Source organism: Streptomyces coerulescens (assembly GCF_042657965.1).
GTDB lineage: Bacteria > Actinomycetota > Actinomycetes > Streptomycetales > Streptomycetaceae > Streptomyces > Streptomyces coerulescens.
The window spans coordinates 208878-229505 of record NZ_JBHSKM010000024.1 but is presented as its reverse complement, the minus strand read 5'-3'; the positions used below and the strand labels follow the sequence as shown (position 1 = coordinate 229505).

The window sequence follows — 20628 nt, the reverse complement described above, 5'->3', positions numbered from 1 at the left end:
CGCAGGTGGTTGCGGTGGCCGCCGGGAGCGGTGATGCTCTCGGTGTTGCTGCGACCTGGGCGGACCGACCATCCGCCGTCGGCGGGAGCGCGGCAGCCGTACACGCGCCATTCGCCGGGACGGCGGCCACCGGAGCCGCCCGTGGAGACCTGACGACCATTTCGGGGGAGAGCCGGCATGGAAACGATCATTGTGCAGCCGCCCGGCCCTTCGGGGCCGGCGGCCCCCGGGGCGGGCAAGTCCGAACTGCTGCACATGGGCCCGGGCGACATGGCCGATTTCGGGCGGGGGCTGCCGGGCGGCAGGGGTGTCGCCATCGTCCTGCCCGATCCCGGGATCTCGCGGCGGGCGGGTCGGCTGGAGGCGGCCGAGGACTACTGGCGGATTTCGAACTTCAGCCGTGACACCGCGTATGTGGTGGAGAATCTGGAGGGCGCCGGCGAATACCTCACCGTCGCGCCCGGGCGGCTCGGCGCGCCGGTCCCCTTCGAGTTCTCCCGGGTCGTCCTGCCCGCGCTGAACGGGACCGTCGACTTCAAGGTGTTCGCCCCGCAGCACGCCTATCTGGACGAGCGGTCGGCGCCCGGTGCAGGCGAGCAGACCGTGCACCCCTACGCCCTCGACGTGACGGCCAAGTACTTCCTGGTGCTGGTCGCGCTGTGCGAGCCGCGGCTGCGCGAGGTGTCGGACGCCGCGCTGCCGGGTGCCGGGGACATCGCGGAGCGGCTGCGTCCGCTGGAGAGCTGCCGTGGTCTGACCCGCTCCGCCGTGAACTACCACATCGACTATCTGGCCTTCGCGAAGCTGCGCCTGGACGTCGGCGACGACCCCGGAGCCGAGGGCAACGGCCGTACCGGCGCCAAGCGCGCAAGGCTGGCCTCCCTCGCCCTGCGCTTCGGCCTGGTGCGGGAGGAACATCTCGCGCTGCTGCCGTCCCGCAAGCGGGCCGTGCCGCAGGGGACCGGCGCATGACCTTCCCGGGCGCCGAGGACAGCGCCCTGACCGCGCCGCGGCTGCCGGCGGGATTCCGGGTCGACGGCTGGGAACTGGGCGCGGTCATCGGCTCGGGCGGCTGGGGCACCGTGTACGAGGCCCGCTCGGTCACCGACGGCACGACGGCCGCGGTGAAGGTGCTGCCGACCGGCGCCCTGGCCCCCGGTCAGCGGGCCGCGCTCGGTGAACTGGTCGCGCGTGAGGTGCGGTTCAGCGCCGAGGCGGACCATCCGCACCTCGTACGGACCCGGGCCGTATGCACCGTCGAGGCGCCGGACCTGCCCGCGCTGGACGGGGCGCTCGCGCTCGTCATGGACCGTGCCGAGGCCAGTCTGCGCCAGGTGCTGGACTCCGCCGTGACCGGCCGCCCGGTACCGGAGGCGGTGCGGATCCTGCGCGGCGTCGCCGCCGGGCTGGCCCATATGCACGGCGCCGGGTGGGTGCACGGCGATCTCAAGCCCGCCAATGTGCTGCAGGGCGCGGACGGCGAGGTCTGGCTCGCCGACTTCGGCCTCGCCACCGAACTCGACGGCACCCACGCCCACTTGCCCCCGCTCGGCACGCTCGACCACCTGCCGCCCGAGTGGTGGTCCCAGCGCACCGGAGCCGACGGCACGGTGGTACGGCCGACCGCCGACATCTGGGCCTTCGGCGTCCTCGCCCACCAGGTGCTCACCGGCGGCCTTCACCCGTTCCCCGGCGCCACCGCCCGCGCCCGCTCCCTCGCCGCCCAGGCGTACGCCCGCGGCACCGCACCGCTGCGCCTGGACGCCGGACTCGACGAGAACTGGCGCCGGCTCATCGGGGACTGTCTGGCGCCGGACCACACCACCCGCCTCCCCCACACCGCCGCGAGCCTCGTGACCCGGATCGGACAGCTCTCCGGGACACGTGGCCGACGCCGGCTGCTGCCGATCGCGGCGCTGTCGGTCGTCGGGGTGGCGGCCGCCGCCGTGGCCGGGTTCGCGCTGCTCGGCGGCGGCGACGGCGGTGACGCCCCGAGGCGGGAGGCGCCGGCCACCGTCACCGGCGCGCCGATCGCCGCCGCCGGGGAGATCCCGGAGGACTCCGACGTGCCCGAGGCGCTGCGCCCCGTCCTCGTCGACGCCGCCCGGCGCTGCACCGACGAGGAGGTCACACCCGCGCTGCTGGCCGCCCTGGTCAAGGCGGAGAGCGGGTTCGACGTGAACGCGGCCCGTCCGGAGGCCGAGGAGTACGGCATCGCCATGTGGACGCCGTCGGTGTTCCGGGCCTGGGCGGTGGACGGTGACGGCGACGGGGACAAGGACTACCGGTCGCCTGCGGACGCGATCTCCACGATGAGCCTGTACGTGTGCTGGCTCGACCAGCAGTTCAAGAAGGCCCATCTGCCTGCCGAGGACCTCCCCGCGCTGATCGCGGCCGGCTACCGCACCAGCGACCGCACCGTCATCGAGGAGCGCGGTGTCCCCGAGCGCGTGCAGCCGCACGTCGACAAGGTGCTCCGCTTCCTCGCCGCCTATGAGCGGTGAGGAAGCCCCCGATCCGCACAGTGGAGACGATCCGAACCCTGGAGAGGGAGGGGAGCCGGCGGCTCCGGGCGGCTGACGCCCGCAGGTAAGTCAAGACTTACCTTTGCGGCGGTCCGACCGCATAGTGGTGAGCCGCACCGAGAGGAGGCCCCCTGTTGTCGCAGTTCGGCGACGGTGCCGCGCGCCAGGTGAAGGCGGAGCAGGACCATGTGACCACCGTGTACGACCTGCTCGACGAACGCGTGGGCGAGGCGCGGCGACAGCTTGCGGCTGTGCTCAGGTCACCGGTCGACAGCGCCGGCAGCGGGCGGGAGGTGTACGAGCGTGATCTCGCCGCCGAGCGTTGGACGGCGGAGGTCCGCCGGCTGGAGGCGGCCGAGACGGGGCTGGTCTTCGGCCGGATCGACGGTGCGGAGGGGAGCTCCCTGCACATCGGCCGGCTCGGACTGCACACGGACGGCCTCGACCTGCCGCTGCTCGTCGACTGGCGGGCGGAGGCGGCGCGGCCGTTCTACGAGGCGACGACGCTCCATCCCATGGGACTGCGCCGGCGCCGTCACTTGCGGGTGGACGGCCGCACGGTCCGCGCGGTGAGCGACGAACTGCTCGACACCTCCCCCGCCACCGCCGACGACGTCCTGGACGACAACCCGTTGGCGGAGGTCCTCCAGGCGCGGCGGACGGGGCGGATGGGCGCGGCGGTCGCGACGCTCCAGACGGAACAGCACGCGATCGTCCGGTCGCCGCACCGCGGAGTGACGGTGGTGCAGGGCGGACCGGGCACGGGCAAGACGGTGGTCGCCCTGCACCGGGCGGCGTATGTGCTGTACGCCTTTCCGCGCATGGCCGAGCGCGGTGTCCTGGTGCTGGGGCCGAACGCGCGTTTCCTGGACTACGTCTCCCAGGTGCTGCCCTCGCTCGGCGAGAACGATGTCGTCCTGGCGACCTGTGAGGAGCTGGCCGGGACCGAGCCGCAGGCGGTCGAGCACGGGGAAGTGGCACGACTCAAGGGGAGTTCGGTGCTGGCGGAGGCGCTGGCCCGGCTGGTGCGCGGCCGGCAGGCGGCGGCCGGCGATTTCACCGTCCGGCTGGGGCAGGAATGGGTGCGGCTGCCGGAGCGGGACGTCGTCAGGGCCCGGGACGGCGCCGTGGCCTCGGGCCTGGGACACAATCGCGCCCGGCAGATCTTCAAGGGGCTCCTGATCGACGCGGTCACCGACCTCGTGGAGCGCGGGGCCGTGGAGGCCCTGGAGCGCATCGACGCCGAAGTGGCGGCGGCGACCGGCCTCGACCTGGACCGGGCCGCGGCGGAGGACCTGCGCAACCTCGGCTTCGACGACGGGCCGGCCGCCGCACCGGCGGACGCGTTCGACGCGGACGCCGTGCGGGCCGGCCTCCTGGACGATGCCCATGTGGACCTCGCCGTGGAGGCGCTGTGGCCGCGGCTCGCGCCCGAGGACGTCGTACGGGCGCTGCTGACGGACCCCGCGGCGCCGGCCGAGCACCTCGCGCACCTCACCGGCGAGGAGCGGGCGCTGCTGCTGCGCGCACCGGACGCGCCCTGGTCCGACGCGGACGTGCCGCTGCTCGACGAGGCGGCGAGCCTGGTCGAGGGGCCACCCCGGCGGACGTACGGGCATGTCGTCGTGGACGAGGCGCAGGAGCTGACCGGTATGCAGTGGCGGATGGTCGTCCGCCGGTGCCCGGCCAGGTCGATGACGCTGGTGGGGGACTTCGCCCAGGCGGGCCCCGCCTCGACCGCACGGACCTGGTCCGAGGCGCTCGGTCCGGCCCTCGGCCCGCGGTTCGACCTGCACACCCTGACCGTCGGCTACCGCACCACGCAGGAGATCCTGGAGACCACCGGCGATCTTCTCGCCCGGATCGCTCCGGGTCAGACGCCCAGCCGTTCGATCCGGCACGGCGAGGCTCCTCGTGTCCTCACCGCCCGCCCGGACAGCCTCACCGCCACCCTGGCCGAGGAACTCCGGACCCAGACGGCGGAGCACCCCGGTGAGCTGCTCGGAGTGATCTGCGCCGACGCCCGGACCGACGGGCTGCGCTCGGCGGGGATCACACGATGGGCGCAATTGATACCGGCGTCCCAGGCGCGCGGCCTGGAGTTCGACGGCGTCGTCGTCATCGACCCGGACGAGATCGTCGCGGCACGTGGCAGCGGGGAACGCGACCTCTATGTGAGCCTCACCAGGGCCACGAAGCGGCTGTGCACGATCACCGTCCGCCCCGGGTGACGCGCGCGCTCCGCATGCGCCCGCCCGGTGTCGGCCGCACCCTGGTGCCATGGCCGCCGCGCAACCGATCGTCGTCTACCCACTCGCCGCGGACGGCGGGCGACGCGTCCGGGTCGACGACCGGTTCGTGGGCATGGCGTACGGCCTGCTCGACGTCGTCGAATTCCTGCGCCTGGCGGGCCTGGAGGATGTCGACGACGACTGGGTCCGCCGGTCCGCGCTGATCGAGTGGCGCGGCAGTGGGCCGGACGGCTGGGAACGGTAGCGAAGGCCGCGGGCCTGTCCGGCCCCGTCAGCCCGCCGATTCGCTGAGGATGATCCGGGCCCTGCGTTCGACCAGTACGGGAACGAACTCGCGCACCGGTCGGCCCGCGAAGGTCGCATGCGCCTTCGAGACGACCTCCTCGACCTCGGCCGGGCTGTGCGTGGCGCCGAAAGCGCTCTTCAGGCGTTCCACCACTGCGCGTATGGCGTCCTCTTCGCGTGCGTTGTCAGCCACAGTGCACCGTGCCCAAAGCCTGTACGACCTGCCGGGAAGCCCCGAATCTCAGTCTGCGCCGAGACTTTGGCGCGCTACAACCGCGCTGCGCAGGTCATTGCATCCGGCGTGTGGCTCGTGATCGGGAAGCGGCCAGGTCTGTTGGGCCCGGAGCGCGAGGCTCACCAAGGTCATCAGCAGGTCGAAGTCCGCCACGACCTCCATGCGCACCGTCACCCAGTGCGAGCCGGGCACCAGCCGGACCGCGGTCGCGGCCCGGAGGTGTTCCTCGAACCGTCGGATGACCCGTGCCGTGAGGCAGAGGTCGAGGTCCCGGTCGGAATGGAAGTGTGCGATGTCGCCGTGAGCTGCGGCCAGTGCCCGGCCGGTTCCGCAGCTCGGTTCCACCTCGGTGAGGTCGGGCCAGGTCGCCAATTGCGCGAAGGCTCGCGCGGCCAACGTCATGCGCCCATCATTCACCCCTCACCCCGTGGTCACCAGAAGGTGAGGATCAGTTAACCGTTGTGTTCGCGCGATTGACCGGATCCGGCACACCCCTTTCCCCTCCCCGGACCGCCATGTCATGCTCACGCGCAGCACGCTCGCACATATGAATGCTGTTCATATATCTGACAATCATGCGGAACGGCATGGCATGAACAACGGCATGGAGGGCGGACATGAGAGCACAACCCCGACCGGGCGTCCTGCTGGTGGCCCTGGCCGCGTTCACGGCGGGAGCCGTCCCCGCCGCCACGGCCGACGCGGCGTCACGGCACACGCCTCGCGTCCCGCACACCGCCGTCCTGGACGGCGCCCGGCTCCAGCAGACCAAGATCCGCCTCGATCGGGGCGACCCCCAACTCCAGCGTGTGGTGGGGGCATTGACGGCCCGCGCGGACAAATGGCTGAACCAGGGACCGTGGACCGTCGTCGACAAACCCCGGCCCGCGCCCGGCGGCGACGTCCACGACTACCTCAGCCAGGCCCCCTACTGGTGGCCCTCCAAGGCGCCGACCCAGGACAACCCCTGGGGCTGCCCCTATGTGCAACGCGACGGCGAACGCAACCCGGAGGTGGACTCCGGCACCGACCGCCAGGACGTCGAGAAGACCTTCGACTCCGCCTACGACCTGTCCCTCGCCTGGTACTACACCGGCGACGAGCGGTACGCCGAGAAGGCGGGGCAGGTGCTGCGCACCTGGTTCCTCGATCCGGCCACCCGCATGAACCCCCACCTGAACCACGCGCAGTTCATCCCGTGCAAGTACGACGGCCGGGCCATCGGCATCATCGACTTCTCGCAGTCGTACACGAGCGTCAGCGACGCCATCGCCCTCCTGGAGACCGGCGCCCCTGGCTGGAGTGCGAGGGACCGCACCGCCATGGCCAAGTGGAACACCGACTTCCGTGACTGGCTCAAGAACAGCGACTTCGGCAAGCAGGAGGCCGCCGCCACCAACAACCACGGCACCTTCTACGACATGCAGCTCGCCACCCTCGCCTACGCGACCGGCGACAAGGACCTGGCCCGCCGGACGGTCCTGGACTCCCGGACCAGGCGCATCGCGCCGCAGATCGCCGCCGACGGCAGCCAGCCCCAGGAGCTGACCCGCACCAGGAGCTGGCACTACTCGACCTTCGACCTGGTCGCCTACACCCGGCTCGCGGCCATCGGCCGGCACGTCGGCGTGAACCTGTGGGCCTACCGAGGGCCTGAGGGACAGAGCCTGTTCAAGGCGGTGGACTATCTGCTGCCCGCAGCTACGGGCGCCGCCGCATGGCCCCATCCCGAGCTGGAATTCCACAGGTTCGCGGCGACCGACGTCGTCCATGCCGCCGCCGACGCCGGGGACCGGCAGGCGCAGCGGGCCGTACCGCTGCTTCAGGAGCCGCCGGGCGGTGACCTGTGGGCCCTGCGCCCGGCGGCGGAACAGCTGGACTCGATCGCGGGCTGACCGGCGCCGGCCGGTCCGCCCGCGAGGGCCGTTCAGACCGTGGACAGGTCGATCGCCCGGTCGACGTCCTGCGGGCGGAGCACCCGCAGGACGCCTTCCAGCAGGTAGTAGTCGGCATAAGGGAGGGAGATCTCGACGCCGTCCTCGCTCGGCCGGTTGCGCGTGCACCGGGCGACGACGGCGTCCGCGCGGGCCGAGTTACGCGTCAGACAGGTCTCCGCCAGCGCGGTCAGCAGCCGCAGCGCCACCTCACGGTAGGACTGCCGGCCGGTGGCCGCGGCCAGGTCGAGCAGACCGCATGCCATGATCGCGCCGGCGGAGGCGTCCTTGATGTCGTACGGCTGTTGCGGGGCCAGGTAGTCCCAGACGGGGACGTGGTCCGGCGTGAGGACCCCGATGGCGTAGTCCGCGAGCTTGCGGGCCGTGGCGAGGAACTCGGCGTTCCCGGTGCGCCGGTACATGGTCATGAAGCCGTACAAGCCCCACGCCTGGCCGCGCGACCAGCACGACGTGGGGCTGTAGCCCTGCACGGTGTTCGGGCCGATCGGGGCGCCGCTCGCCGGGTCGAAGTCGTAGACGTGCGGGGTCGATCCGTCCGCGCGCGGGAAGACCCGCTGCGCGGTCTTCGCGTGCGCCACGGCGATGTCCAGGTACTTGGCGTCGCCGGTCTGACCGCTCGCGAAGGCCAGCAGGTCGAGGTTCATCATCGTGTCGATGATGACCCGGCCCGCGTTTCCGCTGTCGTTCAGGGCGCCCCAGGCTCTGATGAAGCGGCCGCGCGGGTTGTACCGCTGGATCAGCGAGTCGGCCGCCCGCAGTGCGCCGGTGCGCCACTTGTCGTCGCCCGTCAGCCGCCAGGCGGTGACCCAGGACGGGTAGAAGAGGAATCCGAGGTCGTGCGTGCCGGTGTCGTTCTGACGGGGGGCCAGCTTCTCGGCCGAGGCGAGCGCCCGGGTGCGGAAGGCGTCGTCCCCGCTGTACAGCCAGGCCATCCACAGCGTGCCGGGCCAGAACCCGCCGACCCAGTCGCCGTTCTGCGAGTAGGTCCACTTCTCGAACTTCGTGCCGACGGGGAAGGCGGTCACCGTCGGTGCCACGGTGTGGAGTTTGTCGACGGCGTAGTCGGCCGCGGAGCGCAGCTTGCGCAGGGTCGGTACCGGTGCACGGCCGGCGGTCACGTCCGCGGCCACTGCCGGCGTCGAGGACGCCCCTATCGCTGCGGCACCGGCCGCCGTGGCCAGCACAGTTCGCCGGGAAACAGTCATGGCGGTCCCTCCAACTGGTCAACAGGAGAACGGAGTTGACCGAGCCTTGCACGACGGACACTTGCCTGTACACCCACATGAGTGATGTTCATCCACGTGAACCCAGTCGAGTGCGTGTCCCGGCGGGCCACAGTGCGTGCGGCCCGCCGGGACCGCCGTACTCAGCGGTGACAGGTCGTGATGCCCGGACGCCAACGGCAGGCGAGCGAGGCGAAGCCGCCGCCCGCGACGACATCCACGGCGAACGTGTCGCCGCCGCGCAGGACCTGCCGGCGCCGCACGAGTCCGTCGGCGCCGTCCTCGATCGTCTCGACCAGCCAGCGCCCCGCTCCGATGTCGAGCGGCACCTCGGCGGTGCGGGCGGCACCGGCGTACACGCCGCCGATGAACCAGCGGTCACCGCCGCGCCGGGCGAGCACGGCCTCCTCGCCCGGCCGTCCGGCGAGCAGACGGGTGTCGTCCCAGGCCGCCGGAACCTGGTCGAAGTAGGCGCGGGCCAGTGGCCGTTGGTCGTACGACTGCGGGGTGCCGGCGAACATCTGGAGGCCCGACTCATAGGCCACGGTCAGCCCGACCTCGGCGGCATCGGAGTTGGGGCGCAGCCCGACGCGGTGGAAGGCGCCCGGGGTGAAGTCCATGGACCCGATGACATTGCGGGTGAAGGGCAGGGTGGTCAGATGGGCGGCGGTGTTGGTGCGTTTCTCCTCTCCGGCGACGCCCTCCAGGGTCATGACGTGGGGCCAGGTGCGCTGGATGCCCTTGGGGATCGTGGAGCCGTGGAAGTCCACCATGAGGTGGTGGGCCGCCGTCTCCGCGAGAACGGTGTCGTACCAGCGGAGCATGGGCTGTGCCTCGGAGTTCATGAAGTCGATCTTGACTCCCTCGACTCCCCACCGTTCCAGGGTGGGCAGCCACCGGTCGCGCTCCTCGGGGGTGTCGAGTTCTCGCTGGTGGATCCAGACGACGATGCCCACGCCCTTGGCCCGCGCGTAGCGCACGAGCTCCGGCATCCAACTGTTCGTCTGCCAGTCGGGATCGACGGTCTCCCACGCGCCGGGCTTGTAGTACCAGCCCGCGTCGACGGCCTCGTACGGCCAGTTCCGCTCGGCGGCGTAGTCGACGTACGCCTTCTGCGCGGCGAGGCTCTGGCCCGCCTCCCTGCCGCCCGCGAGCCAGGTCCACAGGACGGTGCCGGGCCTGATCCAGGAGGTGTCGGGGACCTTGGATTCGGGGGCGAGGTCGTCGGTGAGGGTGGAGCGGGTGACGGTGGCGAGGTCGCCGGTGATCATCGCCCGCCAGGGGGTGGCGAGGGGCCCGTCGGTGTCGATGCGGTCGTCGGCGAGTTCGATGCGGTAGGTGCCGGTGCCCTGGGTGTGGGCGAGTCGGGCGCCGGAGTAGGCGCCGCTGAGGTCGGACTCGGCGAGCAGGGTGTAACCGCCGTTCGTCTCGAACAGTGCCTGGTCGGAGTACTCGCCGGTGGGTGCCCCGGCGGCGGTGTACCGCACGAACTGGCCCTCGTTGTCGACCCGGTAGGTGCCGAGCCAGGCGGGGGCGTCCGCCGGCAGGTGGAACGCGGAGGTCTCCCCGAGTACGTCGCCGTGGCCGCCGGGCAGGACGTAGCGGTAGGCGACGCCGTCGGCGGAGGCGCGGACGACGAGGTCCAGCCGGGCGCCGGTCGAGGTGGCGAACGACAGCCGGGTCTCGTTCATACGGACCCGGCGGTCCAGTCGCTTGCCGGACCTCGTCCGATACCGCTCGTCGATCCTCCGGTCCTTCCGGTCCAGGAAGCGCAGGTCCTTGGAGAGGTCGGCCTGTTCGGTGACGATGCCGACGGGCGACGGCTCGATGACCGTACGGCCGCCGCGGGTGACCGAGAGACTGACGGCGCCGGTCGTGTCGTCCAGCCGGATCCGCGCCGCCGGTTGATGCGCGCCGGGGCCGGATACCGTCCAGGTGTGCTCGCGCGGGTCGGCCCGTGCGGGCTCGGTCGTGAGAAAAGTGGCCACCAGCCCGGCGCAGAGCGCGGCGACCGCGGTCCTGAGGGGAACCCCCATGTGAACCCTCCTCGTGGTGCGTGCGATCGGGCGGTGGTTACGGAAGTCCCCAGGCCGGGCCCGGTTCCGCGACGGCGACGGGTGCGATGACCAGGTCTGGGCGGGCACCGGCGTGGACGAGGACCTCCCGGCCCTTGGGCAGGTCGATGGCGAGGGTGCCGTCGCCGAGGTCGCGGGTGCGGGCCGGGGTGCCGTCGTCGAGGAGCACGGTGAGCCTGCCGGTGAGGCCGTGGCGCAGGTGGAGCGGCTCGCCCGCCAGGCTTCTGATCCGGATGAACCGGGTGACCCCTGCCTTGCGGACCGCGCTGATCAGGAAGGCGCCCTGGGTGCGGAAGTCGTGCAGGGTGACATCCGCCCAGTCGGTGGGGACGGCCGGGAAGACGCGGATCACCCCGCCCCAGCTCTGGCAGAACATGTCGTGCAGGGACTGCGAGGCGGACAACGGTGTCTCGATGACCGGACCGGCCTCGGTGTAGTGGGTGTTGGCCTGGCAGGGGAAGCGGGTGGCGGGGTCGAAGAACTTCCGCAGATAGCCGATCGCGGTGTCACCGTCCCCCGTCATCGCGTAGAGGGAGGCGGCCCCGGTGTAGCTGTACCCGCGGTGGGCCCCGGTGAGCGCGTGCCAGTGCTCGACCGACTTCGTGATCAGCTCACGGCTCTCCGGCTGGTCCCAGTTGACGAGGTGGAGCGGGTACACCATCAGCAGGTGCGAGTAGTGGCGGTGGGACTGGGCGTACGGGGTGTCGCCACCGATCATGAAGCCGTTGTCGTCGACGGGGTAGGGCGTGAGCTTGGCGAGCACCTCCTGCCAGCGCGGCCTCAACTCGTCGTCCACGCCGAGCAGTTCGGCGGACTCGATCAGCGTCCGGCAGCCCCAGCGGATCAGGGCGAGGTCGTAGTTGGTGTCCTGCGGCGGTACGACGGGGTACTCGGGCGAGAGGGTGCTCGGCAGATGCAGCCTGCCGTCGCTGCCCGGGGTGAGGAAGTGCAGGTAGTAGTTGATCGCCCGGCGCAGCACCGGGAAGATCGTGTCGCGCAGCAGCGCCTTGTCCATGGAGTGGCGGTACGACAGCCACACGTTGTGCAGCGCCCAGGTGAGGTCGCCGGTCTCGGCGCCCGTGCCCGGCTGTCCCACACCACGGTTGGCGAACATGTCGGAACTGCGGCCGACTCCGGAGCTGTCCGTGCGATAGGCGGCGGGCACATTGGCGATGAGCTGTTCCTGGTTCTGGCGCACGGTGGTGGCGAGCGCGTCCAGTTCCAGGTGGTTGGAGCCGTGGATGAGCCAGTACTCCAACTGGACGTTGAGGTTCCACCAGACCGCGGGCCAGGGCGTGGGCTCCAGCCAGGGGCCGGACGTGGCCATCACCGGGCCGCCGGCGCGGCTCGCGGAGGCGACCTTGTAGAGCTGGATCCAGTGGAAGCTCTGGAGTCGTTGGTCGGGGAACGAGATGAAGCTCTTCCGGTAGAAGGCGCGCCACCAGCGGGTGTGCCGTCGCCGCGCGGCGTCGTACGACGCCGCGCGGCGCAGGTTGCGCAGGGAGTCGGCCTCGGCGGCGGTGGTGGAGGGGAAGCTGTGGCCGACGGAGAGCAGTAGTTCGTCGTCGCCCCTGCGGTACGCGGTGGCGGTCCGGCCGCCGCCGGTGAGGGGCTGCAGGACCTGCTCGGTGCCGTCGGGTGCGGTCCGCGTGGTCCAGGGCGGGTTGGCGGTGTAGCCGGCGGGCGGGGCCTCGCTGATCTTGCGCGGGCTGACGGCCTCCTCGGGGTGGAAGGTCCAGGTGACCCGCTCGCCGCCGTCGGCCGTCGCACGGACGGCCAGGACCTCGTCGTGGACGAGGGCGGCGAGGGTGAGGGTGCCTGCGGTGGTGGTGACGGTGCCCGTGAGTTCGGCGTTCCACAGGCTCAGCCGCCAGTTCACGGCGGTGACGGTGCCGACGGGATCGAGCGTGAGGTGTCCGACCGGCAGCCGGCAGGTGCCCCAGCCGCTGCCGAACTGGGGCCGGTGGTCCTGGACCCGGCCGTGCTGGACGGTGAAGCGGATGCGGTTGGCGCCCGGCTCCTGGTAGACCATGCTGCCGAGCAGCCCGTCCCCGAGGAACGGGCCCTCGTACCAGCGGGTGGGCAATCTGGACCACAGCAGGTCCTGGCCACGCAGGAAGCCGGCCCAGGCGCCGTCGCCGTTCATCGTGTTACGGAGCTTCCACGGGCGTCCGCCGGCCCGGGCCGAAGGGGCGTCGGCGGCGGACGGATCCGCCTGTAAGGCCTCCCCGGCGTGGGCCGTCCCGGGCAGGGCCGCGGCTGCCGCGCCGCCGAGGGCGCTGCCGAGCACGGCTCTTCGGGCCACCTTCGAACGTTGCTCCGGCTGTGAGGTCATCCCAGTCCTCCAAACCTGACGGATCACCGATACATCGGGTGTATCGCGGAACCTAGCAGGCCCCGGGAACCTGTCAACGACCTCAACCGCACCAAGAGTAGAGGGAATTCGGCCGATTACCAGGGCTGACCATGGCGCCTACGTCGGTGAACACCGTCCATCTTCCTGACCCATCCGATGTATTGAAAGAGTGGGAAGACTGCCCAGGTCGTGTTGTCAGTGGTGGGTGACACGATGACCGCATGTCCATGGATCTTGACGACGTACTGGCCGATCCCGCCCGGCTGTCGACCGCCGACCGCACCGAGGTGCGCGACCGCATCGCCGACGCGGTGGGCGTGGGGCGCGAGGTGTTCCTCCAGGCCGAGGCGATCTTCGGCGGCGCGGACGTGCCGTCGGCGGAGTTCGCCTCCTGGCTGCACTTCGCGGCCGTCGCGACGGGGCACGAGGAGTACGCCGAGGCCGTGGTGAAGGCCGAACCCGGCATGCCTTGGCGGACGGTGTGGGCGTGGTGGCGTCCGGCCAACTGGTTCACGGCCCACCCGAGCCTGAACGGGGACTACTACCAGGTGCGCCGCCGTCTGCACGAGGGCAGGGAGCTCATCGAGGTGGTCGACTGGCGCGGTCCGCTCCTGCTGGACGCGGAGACGGGGCGGAGGGTGCCGGTCGAGGACGAGAAGGCCCTGTCGGACGCGGACCTGCCGCGCGCGGCACTCGACGCGCCCGCGCTGCACGAGTGGGCACTGACCGCACCGGAGGACTGGGAGGGGGCGGCCGCGTTCGCCGTCGACGGCAGCAGGACCCGGCACCTGATCCAGAGCCCGCACGGGATCGCGGTCATCGAGACGGACGCCGACGTGCTGCGGGACTGGCCGCGCGGGACGGGCATCGACTCCACGTCCTGCGAGGAACCGCCACCGGGCCCCGCACCCGAGCCGCGACGGCCGACGGGACCGCTCACGGCGGCCCGGGTCGACGACGCCTTCGGGGAGCGGCATGTGGTGCGCCTGACCGAGGACGACCTGCCCGCAGGGCTCCAACACGAGGACAGCAGACGGCACTTGCGGGAGATCGGTCTGCCCTCGTGGTGGATCTGCGGCATGGCCGAATACGAGACCCTTCCGGCCGACGCCATGCTCCCCTCGGACGACCTGCCCGAGGACGGCCTGCCCGACGGCACGGCCGCCGGGGACCTGATCGCCCTGGGCACGTGCGAGTACGGCGAGCTGTATCTGCACCGCCACGACGGGAGCGTCCACATCTGGAGCGGACTGGAGGGCCCGACGGAGGGAACGCTCGTCGCCCTGGCCCCGGACCTCGACGTCTTCACCCGGGTCCTGGAAGCCGTCTACCGCTACGGCAACGCCTGTTGGCACCCCTACCCGGTGGAGGGGGACCAGGACGCGGTGGCGCGGGTCTTCCTGGAGGAGATGGCGGAACTGGCCCCTGGCCTGTTCGCCCCCGAGGCACCCAGCGGCATCCTGTGGAGCTGGCTGTACGCGGGGATCACCGAGATCGGTGTCGACGGCTACTAGGCCACCGGCACCTGGTCGGCCGAGCTCAGGGAGACAGACGTGGACCTCAACGCCGTACGCACCTTCGTCGCCGTCGCGGACGCCGGTCAGTTCCAGAAAGCCGCCATCGATCTGTCCCTGACCCAGCAGGCCGTGTCCAAGCGCGTCGCGTCCCTGGAGCGGGAGCTCGGGGTGCGGTTGCTGACCCGCACGCCGCGCGGTGCCGAACTCACCATCGACGGGCAGGCGTTCCTGGCGCATGCCCGGTCCCTTCTCCAGGCCGAGGAGCGGGCGAGGGCCTCCGTGCGCCCCGGCAGCCGTGCCCTGCGCGTCGACGTGATCGGCCGCCGGGCGTCGCTGGCCGGCCTGCTGCGCGAATTCCACCGCGCCCGTCCCGAGATCGCCCTGGACGTCGTGACCCTGCCCGGCGCGGAGGAGGCCGTCGCGGCCGTACGGGACGGCACCATCGACGCCACCTTCCGGGCCGTCACCATGCCGGGGCAGCGGATCCCCTACAACATCGAGATCAGCCCGGTCCACGACGAGCCGCTGCACCTGTTCACCGGCCCGGCCCACGCGTTCGCCGGTGCGGCCACCGTCTCCCCCGCGCAGTTGGCCGGGCATCGGATCTGGATGCCCGGCAACATCCCCGGCACGGAGTGGACCGCCTACTACGAGGCGCTGGCCGCCGAGTTCGGGCTGACCATCGAGGCGACCGGCCCCAACTTCGGCGTCGAGGCGCTCATCGACACGATCGCGGCCTCCTCGACACTGGCGACCTTCCTCGGCGCCCAGACACCGCTGGTCCGGCCCGCCGGCCACGAGATGTGCCTCATCCCGCTGCGCGACCCGACGCCGGTCTACCCGCACTCGCTGCTCTGGCACGCCGACAACCCGCACCCGGCACTCGCCGCGCTGCGCGAGCACCTCGCCTCGATGCACCACGATCCCCCGGACGGCGAGATCTGGACACCGCTCTGGGCCCGGCGCGGCACGTGAGCGGAAAGAACATTGACCCTTCGCGGTCTCCGCGCTTTCATCCCGGTCTGACGTCGCCCGACTCCGAAGGGAAACCTCTGATGAGACCTCGCTTACGGATCGCCCTGACCACCGCCGTGACGGCAGCGCTCGCCTCGCTGTCCACGCCCGTGGGGGCGGCGACGGACTATGACCTGGTCCCCCGTACCGAACGGATCAGCGTGACTCCCGACGGCGTCGGCGGCAACGGCCACTCGGTGGAGCCGGTGGTCAGCGCGGACGGTCAGGTCGTGGCCTTCGCCTCGGGGGCGACGAACCTGGTCCCCGGCACGGACGTGTCGTACAGCGTCTACTACCGGACGGCACCCGGCGCGCCGCTGACGCGCGTGGTGGTCCCGGGCGAGACGACGTCGACTCCGCAGCTGTCCGAGTCCGGGCGCCATCTGACCTTCACCTCGTACTCCTCCGCGACCTCCACGTCCTCCGTGCACGTCATGGACCTGCGCACCGGGCGGACCGAGCGCCTCGCGCCCGCGCTCGACGAGGACTACCACGTGTCGTACGGCGTCGCCCCGATCAGCGCCGACGGGCGGTACGTCGCCTTCGTCGCCCGGCCCGGCGTGGACGAGCACGGGGCGTTCGCCTGCCGGGTCATGCTCCTGGACCGGCGGACGGGGCACGTCCGGCGGGTCAGCCGGCCCTCGGACGGGTCGAAGAACTTCCATCAGTGCCGGCAGATCTCGATGAGCGCCGACGGCCGCAAGGTCGCCTATCTGGAGGGCTATTCGGGACCGGCCGACGACGACCAGGGCGACATCCTGGTGTACGACCGGGTGACCGGCCGGACCGTGCAGGCGGACGCCACCCACGACGGCGCGCCCGCCGACCGGTCGGCCGTCGCTCCGGTGCTGAGCGCCGACGGCTCCAAGGTGGGATTCGACTCCACCGCCGGAAACCTGGTGCCCGGCACCGATCCGAACGACGGCTGGAACGGCTTCGTCCGCGACCTGCGCACCGGCAGGCTCCAGCGGTACGACGGCCACTCCCCCACCGACCTCACGCTGGTGTCCGATCTGTCGGTGAACGGCGCCAGGGTGCTGCTGAACACGGCGGACGCGAACCACCGGACGCTGGGGCTGATCCTGCGCGAGCCGGGCACCGGGCGGGAGGAGCTGCTCTCCCCCGGGCAGGACGGCGCGCCCGTCACCGTGGGCGGGGCGGCGCTGAGCGCGGACGAGTCGACGGCCGTCTTCGACTCGTACCATCCCGGCCTGGTGCCCGAGGACACGAACCTGATCGGGGACGTGTTCGTGCGGACCCTGCGCTGAGCCGTGGAGTCCGTCATGCGGGCCTGATGTCGTCCGTCCGCTCGCCCTCCGCCTGGGACGGCTCGGTCCTGGGGACGTCCGGGTGCTGCTGTACCGCAGTGCGCTCGGCCGGCTCCTCGCGTTCGCCCTCGGCCTGCGAGGGGGTGTGCGAGTACAGCCAGCGGTCGTAGTCCGAGGCTCCGGTCTTCATGGCCGACCTCCCTTGCTCGTTCACCTCCCATGCTGCGCCCGGCGCGGCGCGGCGACCAGCCGTCCCGGTGGGGCCGGGCTCATCCGGTGAGTCCGACCCGATCACAGGCGGGGCGCAGTCTGGGGACGCAGATCTGCTGCACGGTGAACACGCCGTCGTGGACGACGGTCCGCTCCAGGTCGGCGGCCGTCACCGGGACGGGCGTGAGCAGGATGGACGGGATGTCCTGGTGGGTGGGGCTGTCGATCTGCGTCGTCGAGACCTCGCGGACGTCCTCGCCCCGCCCCAGGGCGACGGCCATGGCGGCGGCCGCGGCGGCTTCCTTCTCGAACGGCTTGTACACCGTCATGTACTGCTCGCCCTCGACGACGCGCCGCACGGCCTCCAGGTCGGCGTCCTGGCCGGTGATCGGGGGAAGGTCCTCGACACCGGCCTTCTTGAAGGCGGAGATGACGCCCGCGGCTATGGCGTCGTTGGCGGCCAGGACACCGCTGATGCTTTCCGCTCCGAGCGCGGAGATCGCGGCGGACATATTGGCGTGGGCGTTCTCCGGGCTCCAGCCCAGGGTCTCGTACGACCTGGCGATGGTGGCCCGGCCGGACAGGACGGACATCGCGCCGTCGCGGAACCATGCCGCGTTGGCGCTGCTCGGGTCGCCGTTCATCATCACGACGGTCGTGCCGTCGCCCCGGCGCTCCATGGCCCTCATGAGCGCCTCGCCCTGCATCTTGCCGACCTTCGAGCCGTCGAAGCTGACGAAGCCGGAGATCGGTCCTTCGGCGAGCCGGTCGTAGGCGATGACCGGGACGCCCGAGCGCTCCGCCTCCAGGATCGAGGAACGCAGCGCCTTGCTGTCGGCGGGGTCGAGGATCAGGACCTTCGCCCCGTTGGTGATCATGGAGATCATCTGTTGCCGCTGTCTCGCCACGTCGTTCTCGGCGTTGGCGTACACCATCGTGCAGTCGTCGCACAGTTCCTTGAGCCGCTCCTCGATCAGTGGCTTGTCGGAGTGCTCCCAGCGGGGTGTCACCCGGTTCGGCAGCAGCAGGCCCACCGAGAAGCCCTCCGTGTCCGCCTCGCCGTCCCCGCCGCAGCCCGCCAGGGCCACCGCCAGCAGTCCGGCGACGAGTGCCGCGACGGCACGCGGGGCATGTGTCCGCATCGCAGCTCCCCTCCGTTCACAACCTCGCGTCCGCGGTGACGGGATCGCTCGCCGGCACCGTGATCTCGCTCCACACCTGCTTCCCGCCGGCCACCGGGACCGTGCCGCTGGCGTCCGACACCGCTTCGACCAGCAGCAGGCCCCGGCCGCCGGTCGACTCCCAGTCCACGATCACGGGCTTGGCGGGCGCGCGCGGCGAGGAGTCGCTCACGCTGACCCGGACCCGGTTGCCGCGCAGCACCAAGTCGAGGCGTACCGAGCCCTGTGTGTGGACCAAGGCGTTGGTGACGAGTTCGGACACGACGAGGAGCACCGCGTCGGCGGCTTCCTGGACGTGCCAGCGGCGCAGGGTGCGCGCGGTGAAGCGGCGGGCGTGCATGACCGCGTCGGGCAGCCGCCACACCACCCAGCCGGCCCGGATCGGCTTGGTCTTCATGCCGTCGTAGCGCAGCAGCAGCAGCGCCACGTCGTCCTCGCGCCGGCCGATGTCGCCGAGCAGGGCGTCGGCCATCCGCGCCGGTTCCACCGGATCGGCGGCGGCGAGCGCGGCGCGGGTGCGTTCCATGCCGGCGTCCAGGGGCAGGTCCGCGGCCTCGACCAGGCCGTCGGTGACCAGGGCCAGCACCGTGCCGGGGGTCAGTGCGACGGCGGTCAGCGGAAACTCCGCGTCGGCGAGGATGCCCAGCGGCGGTCCGCCCTCGACCTGCACCTCCTCGGTGCGTCCGTCGGGATGGCGCAGCAGCGGCGAGAGGTGTCCGGCGCGGACGAGGAGGGTGGTGCCCTCCTCCATGTCCAGTTCGACGTAGCAGCAGGTGGCGAAGAGGTCGGTCTCCATGCCGACGAGGAGGCGGTTGGCGTGCGAGACGACGACGTCGGGCGGGTGGCCCTCCACCGCGTAGGCCCTGACCGCGGTGCGCATCTGGCCCATGATCGTCGCGGCTCCGGCGCTGTGCCCCTGCACGTCACCGATGACGAGCGCGACCCGGTCCTCGGAGAGCGCGATGACGTCGTACCAGTCGCCGCCCACCTGGAGTCCGCGGCGGGCGGGCAGATAGCGGGCGACGGCGATGCCACCGGGCAGGTCGGGCAGCCGCCGCGGCAGCAGGCTGCGCTGGAGCATCGTCGCGAGTTCCTCCTCGGCGTCGTGGGCGTGCGCGCGTTTGAGGGCCTGTCCGACCAGCGCCGCGGTCGCGGTCAGCAGGGAGCGTTCCTCGGGGATGAACTCGTGCGGCCGGTCCCAGCCGACCACGCACACCCCGGCGACGCTGCCCTTGGCCGGCAGCGGCAGGACGGCGAGGCCGCCGGGGCCGACGCCCGCGAGGCCCGGTTCGAGGGCGGTGCCGGCGGGCCACAGGTCCATCCGGCCGTCCCGCAGGGCCAGTTGAAGGGTGGGCAGGGCGCTGACCGGTGCGTCGGGCCACTCCGAACGCCACTGGGCGCGCCACAGCTCCGGCCAGGCGTCGGGCTCCGGCGGGTCGAGCAGGGTGACCATCAGCCGTTCGTCCCGGATGTCGGCGAGTGCCACCCGGTCGGCGCCGAGGGGCTCGCGCAGCGCGGTGAGCGCGACCCGCCCGACGTCCCCGACCGTCACCGCGTCGTCGAGGGCCGCGGTCAGCCACTGGATCCTGGACACGTCGTCGGCGCTGCGGCTCCTGACCTGGGTCGCCGTCACCACGCCGAGCAGCTGACCGGGCTCGTCGGCGGTGCCCGGGAGCACCCGGCAGCTCAGGCTCAGCCAGCGCACCTCGCCGGTGGGGCGGCGGACGCGGAACTCCAGCTCCCGTCGGCCCAGCGCGTGCAGGGTCGGCTCCAGGACGGACATCAGCGCGGACATGTCCTCCGGCAGGGCGTGCGCGAGGAGGGTGTCGGTCTTGCCGTCGAAGTCGTCCGGGGTGATGCCGACCAGTTCCAGGAGCGCCTCGTCCGCCTCGATGAGACCGGTGTCGGGCACCAGGACGAACGAGCCGACGCGCAGCCCGCTCAGGGCCCGGCTCAGCGGGGACCCGCCCGACGGCCGGCCCTCCTCGGTGCGCAGCACCTCGGCGACGGCGTCGGCGTACCGCTCCAGGAAGCGCTGCTGTCCGGCGTCGAAGCCGTCCGCCGAGGCCCCCACGACGACGAGGCAGCCCAGCCGGGTGCCGTCGGCGCCCAGGGGCAGCGCACCGAGTGACGCCGTCCTCGCCCGCGGTGGTGCGGGCGCGCCCTCGGGGTAGGAGGCGAGGGCCGCGGCGTTGAGCCACAGGGGGCGGTCGGTGCGGAAGGCCTGCGCGGCGGCCGAGCCGCCCGACAGGGAGAACCGCTGTGGCAGCCGGTACTCGTGGGTCAGGCCACCGGCCGATTCCAGCAGCTGGATCTCCTCGCCGCCCGCGACGGTCGTGTAGAGCGCCGTCAGTGCCGCTCCGGCGAAGATCAGGGCACGGTCACTCGTGGCGGTCCGCGGCCCCGTAGGCGGTGAACCGGTGTCTGCGGTGCCGGCCTCGGATGCCTCAGGCGCCGGAAATCCGGTCCGGGCACGACCGTCATGAGGCATGTCCGCAACCTTCCTCCCGTCCCTGCCGGAGGTGTCGAGGG

At 72.0% G+C, this 20628-nt stretch carries 16 protein-coding genes; 8 read left to right on the top strand and 8 right to left on the bottom strand.

The window, feature by feature from the left end; translation table 11 throughout:
- Positions 1-177: 177 nt before the first annotated feature.
- The 4 genes from ACFPQ9_RS30560 to ACFPQ9_RS30545 all read left to right on the top strand — a co-directional run bounded on the left by ACFPQ9_RS30560 (position 178) and on the right by ACFPQ9_RS30545 (position 5021).
- On the top strand, positions 178-972 hold the full coding sequence (locus tag ACFPQ9_RS30560) for a serine/threonine protein kinase (RefSeq protein WP_380860480.1): 795 nt from the start codon (positions 178-180) through the stop codon (positions 970-972).
- Positions 969-2504 (top strand): serine/threonine-protein kinase, encoded by a 1536-nt coding sequence (locus ACFPQ9_RS30555; protein ID WP_380860477.1) that lies wholly within the window; start codon positions 969-971, stop codon positions 2502-2504. Before ACFPQ9_RS30560 ends, ACFPQ9_RS30555 begins: the two co-directional genes overlap by 4 nt.
- Positions 2505-2659: 155 nt before the next feature.
- Positions 2660-4756 (top strand): HelD family protein, encoded by a 2097-nt coding sequence (locus tag ACFPQ9_RS30550; protein ID WP_380860475.1) that lies wholly within the window; start codon positions 2660-2662, stop codon positions 4754-4756.
- Positions 4757-4805: 49 nt separating this feature from the next.
- The gene (locus tag ACFPQ9_RS30545) at positions 4806-5021 is read left to right on the top strand and encodes a hypothetical protein (protein WP_380860472.1); all 216 of its coding nucleotides are present in this window, start codon (positions 4806-4808) and stop codon (positions 5019-5021) included.
- A 27-nt stretch (positions 5022-5048) separates the two neighbouring features.
- On the opposite strand, the gene ACFPQ9_RS30540 is transcribed toward ACFPQ9_RS30545, so the two are convergent.
- Positions 5049-5255 (bottom strand): three-helix bundle dimerization domain-containing protein, encoded by a 207-nt coding sequence (locus tag ACFPQ9_RS30540; RefSeq protein WP_380860469.1) that lies wholly within the window; start codon positions 5253-5255, stop codon positions 5049-5051.
- Positions 5256-5303: 48 nt separating this feature from the next.
- On the bottom strand, positions 5304-5699 hold the full coding sequence (locus ACFPQ9_RS30535) for a luciferase domain-containing protein (RefSeq protein ID WP_380860466.1): 396 nt from the start codon (positions 5697-5699) through the stop codon (positions 5304-5306).
- 215 nt (positions 5700-5914) lie between these two features.
- Between ACFPQ9_RS30535 and ACFPQ9_RS30530 the strand changes: the two genes are divergently transcribed.
- Complete coding sequence (locus ACFPQ9_RS30530) at positions 5915-7192, top strand: alginate lyase family protein (protein WP_380860463.1); 1278 nt, start codon at positions 5915-5917, stop codon at positions 7190-7192.
- 32 nt (positions 7193-7224) lie between these two features.
- On the opposite strand, the gene ACFPQ9_RS30525 is transcribed toward ACFPQ9_RS30530, so the two are convergent.
- The 3 genes from ACFPQ9_RS30525 to ACFPQ9_RS30515 form a co-directional block, all read right to left on the bottom strand.
- A complete protein-coding gene (locus tag ACFPQ9_RS30525) occupies positions 7225-8457 on the bottom strand; it encodes a glycoside hydrolase family 88 protein (RefSeq protein WP_380860460.1) in 1233 nt (410 codons plus the stop codon).
- A gap of 161 nt (positions 8458-8618) precedes the next feature.
- Positions 8619-10511 carry a glycoside hydrolase family 97 protein gene (locus ACFPQ9_RS30520; protein WP_380860457.1) on the bottom strand — a complete coding sequence of 631 codons (1893 nt, stop codon included), beginning with the start codon at positions 10509-10511 and terminating at the stop codon, positions 8619-8621.
- A 37-nt stretch (positions 10512-10548) separates the two neighbouring features.
- Positions 10549-12885, bottom strand: coding sequence for a glycosyl hydrolase family 95 catalytic domain-containing protein (locus tag ACFPQ9_RS30515; protein ID WP_380860454.1), 2337 nt, complete (start codon positions 12883-12885; stop codon positions 10549-10551).
- Between the two features lie 242 nt (positions 12886-13127).
- On the opposite strand from ACFPQ9_RS30515, the gene ACFPQ9_RS30510 reads away from it, so the two are divergent.
- The 3 genes from ACFPQ9_RS30510 (at position 13128) to ACFPQ9_RS30500 (ending at position 16705) form a co-directional block, all read left to right on the top strand.
- Positions 13128-14420, top strand: coding sequence for an SUKH-4 family immunity protein (locus ACFPQ9_RS30510; protein WP_380860451.1), 1293 nt, complete (start codon positions 13128-13130; stop codon positions 14418-14420).
- 39 nt (positions 14421-14459) lie between these two features.
- Positions 14460-15398: a LysR family transcriptional regulator gene (locus ACFPQ9_RS30505; RefSeq protein ID WP_380860448.1), complete on the top strand. Its 939-nt coding sequence runs from the start codon at positions 14460-14462 to the stop codon at positions 15396-15398.
- An 80-nt stretch (positions 15399-15478) separates the two neighbouring features.
- Positions 15479-16705: a TolB family protein gene (locus ACFPQ9_RS30500; RefSeq protein WP_380860445.1), complete on the top strand. Its 1227-nt coding sequence runs from the start codon at positions 15479-15481 to the stop codon at positions 16703-16705.
- 13 nt (positions 16706-16718) lie between these two features.
- On the opposite strand, the gene ACFPQ9_RS30495 is transcribed toward ACFPQ9_RS30500, so the two are convergent.
- From ACFPQ9_RS30495 to ACFPQ9_RS30485, 3 genes are all read right to left on the bottom strand, one after another.
- Positions 16719-16895 carry a hypothetical protein gene (locus tag ACFPQ9_RS30495; RefSeq protein ID WP_380860442.1) on the bottom strand — a complete coding sequence of 59 codons (177 nt, stop codon included), beginning with the start codon at positions 16893-16895 and terminating at the stop codon, positions 16719-16721.
- Between the two features lie 79 nt (positions 16896-16974).
- Positions 16975-18057, bottom strand: coding sequence for a sugar ABC transporter substrate-binding protein (locus ACFPQ9_RS30490; RefSeq protein WP_380860439.1), 1083 nt, complete (start codon positions 18055-18057; stop codon positions 16975-16977).
- Positions 18058-18073: 16 nt separating this feature from the next.
- The gene (locus ACFPQ9_RS30485; RefSeq protein ID WP_380860436.1) at positions 18074-20587 is read right to left on the bottom strand and encodes a SpoIIE family protein phosphatase; all 2514 of its coding nucleotides are present in this window, start codon (positions 20585-20587) and stop codon (positions 18074-18076) included.
- Positions 20588-20628 lie beyond the last annotated feature (41 nt).

What these genes read in the sequence shown, in the direction of transcription:
- ACFPQ9_RS30535 (WP_380860466.1), bottom strand. Translation starts at nt 5,699, where the DNA reads ATGACGTTGGCCGCGCGAGCCTTCGCGCAATTGGCGACCTGGCCCGAC.
- ACFPQ9_RS30490 (WP_380860439.1), bottom strand. Translation starts at nt 18,057, where the DNA reads ATGCGGACACATGCCCCGCGTGCCGTCGCGGCACTCGTCGCCGGACTG.
- ACFPQ9_RS30515 (WP_380860454.1), bottom strand. Translation starts at nt 12,885, where the DNA reads ATGACCTCACAGCCGGAGCAACGTTCGAAGGTGGCCCGAAGAGCCGTG.
- ACFPQ9_RS30520 (WP_380860457.1), bottom strand. Translation starts at nt 10,511, where the DNA reads ATGGGGGTTCCCCTCAGGACCGCGGTCGCCGCGCTCTGCGCCGGGCTG.
- ACFPQ9_RS30555 (WP_380860477.1), top strand. Translation starts at nt 969, where the DNA reads ATGACCTTCCCGGGCGCCGAGGACAGCGCCCTGACCGCGCCGCGGCTG.
- ACFPQ9_RS30495 (WP_380860442.1), bottom strand. Translation starts at nt 16,895, where the DNA reads ATGAAGACCGGAGCCTCGGACTACGACCGCTGGCTGTACTCGCACACC.
- ACFPQ9_RS30510 (WP_380860451.1), top strand. Translation starts at nt 13,128, where the DNA reads ATGTCCATGGATCTTGACGACGTACTGGCCGATCCCGCCCGGCTGTCG.
- ACFPQ9_RS30545 (WP_380860472.1), top strand. Translation starts at nt 4,806, where the DNA reads ATGGCCGCCGCGCAACCGATCGTCGTCTACCCACTCGCCGCGGACGGC.
- ACFPQ9_RS30500 (WP_380860445.1), top strand. Translation starts at nt 15,479, where the DNA reads ATGAGACCTCGCTTACGGATCGCCCTGACCACCGCCGTGACGGCAGCG.
- ACFPQ9_RS30530 (WP_380860463.1), top strand. Translation starts at nt 5,915, where the DNA reads ATGAGAGCACAACCCCGACCGGGCGTCCTGCTGGTGGCCCTGGCCGCG.
- ACFPQ9_RS30525 (WP_380860460.1), bottom strand. Translation starts at nt 8,457, where the DNA reads ATGACTGTTTCCCGGCGAACTGTGCTGGCCACGGCGGCCGGTGCCGCA.
- ACFPQ9_RS30560 (WP_380860480.1), top strand. Translation starts at nt 178, where the DNA reads ATGGAAACGATCATTGTGCAGCCGCCCGGCCCTTCGGGGCCGGCGGCC.
- ACFPQ9_RS30485 (WP_380860436.1), bottom strand. Translation starts at nt 20,587, where the DNA reads ATGCCTCATGACGGTCGTGCCCGGACCGGATTTCCGGCGCCTGAGGCA.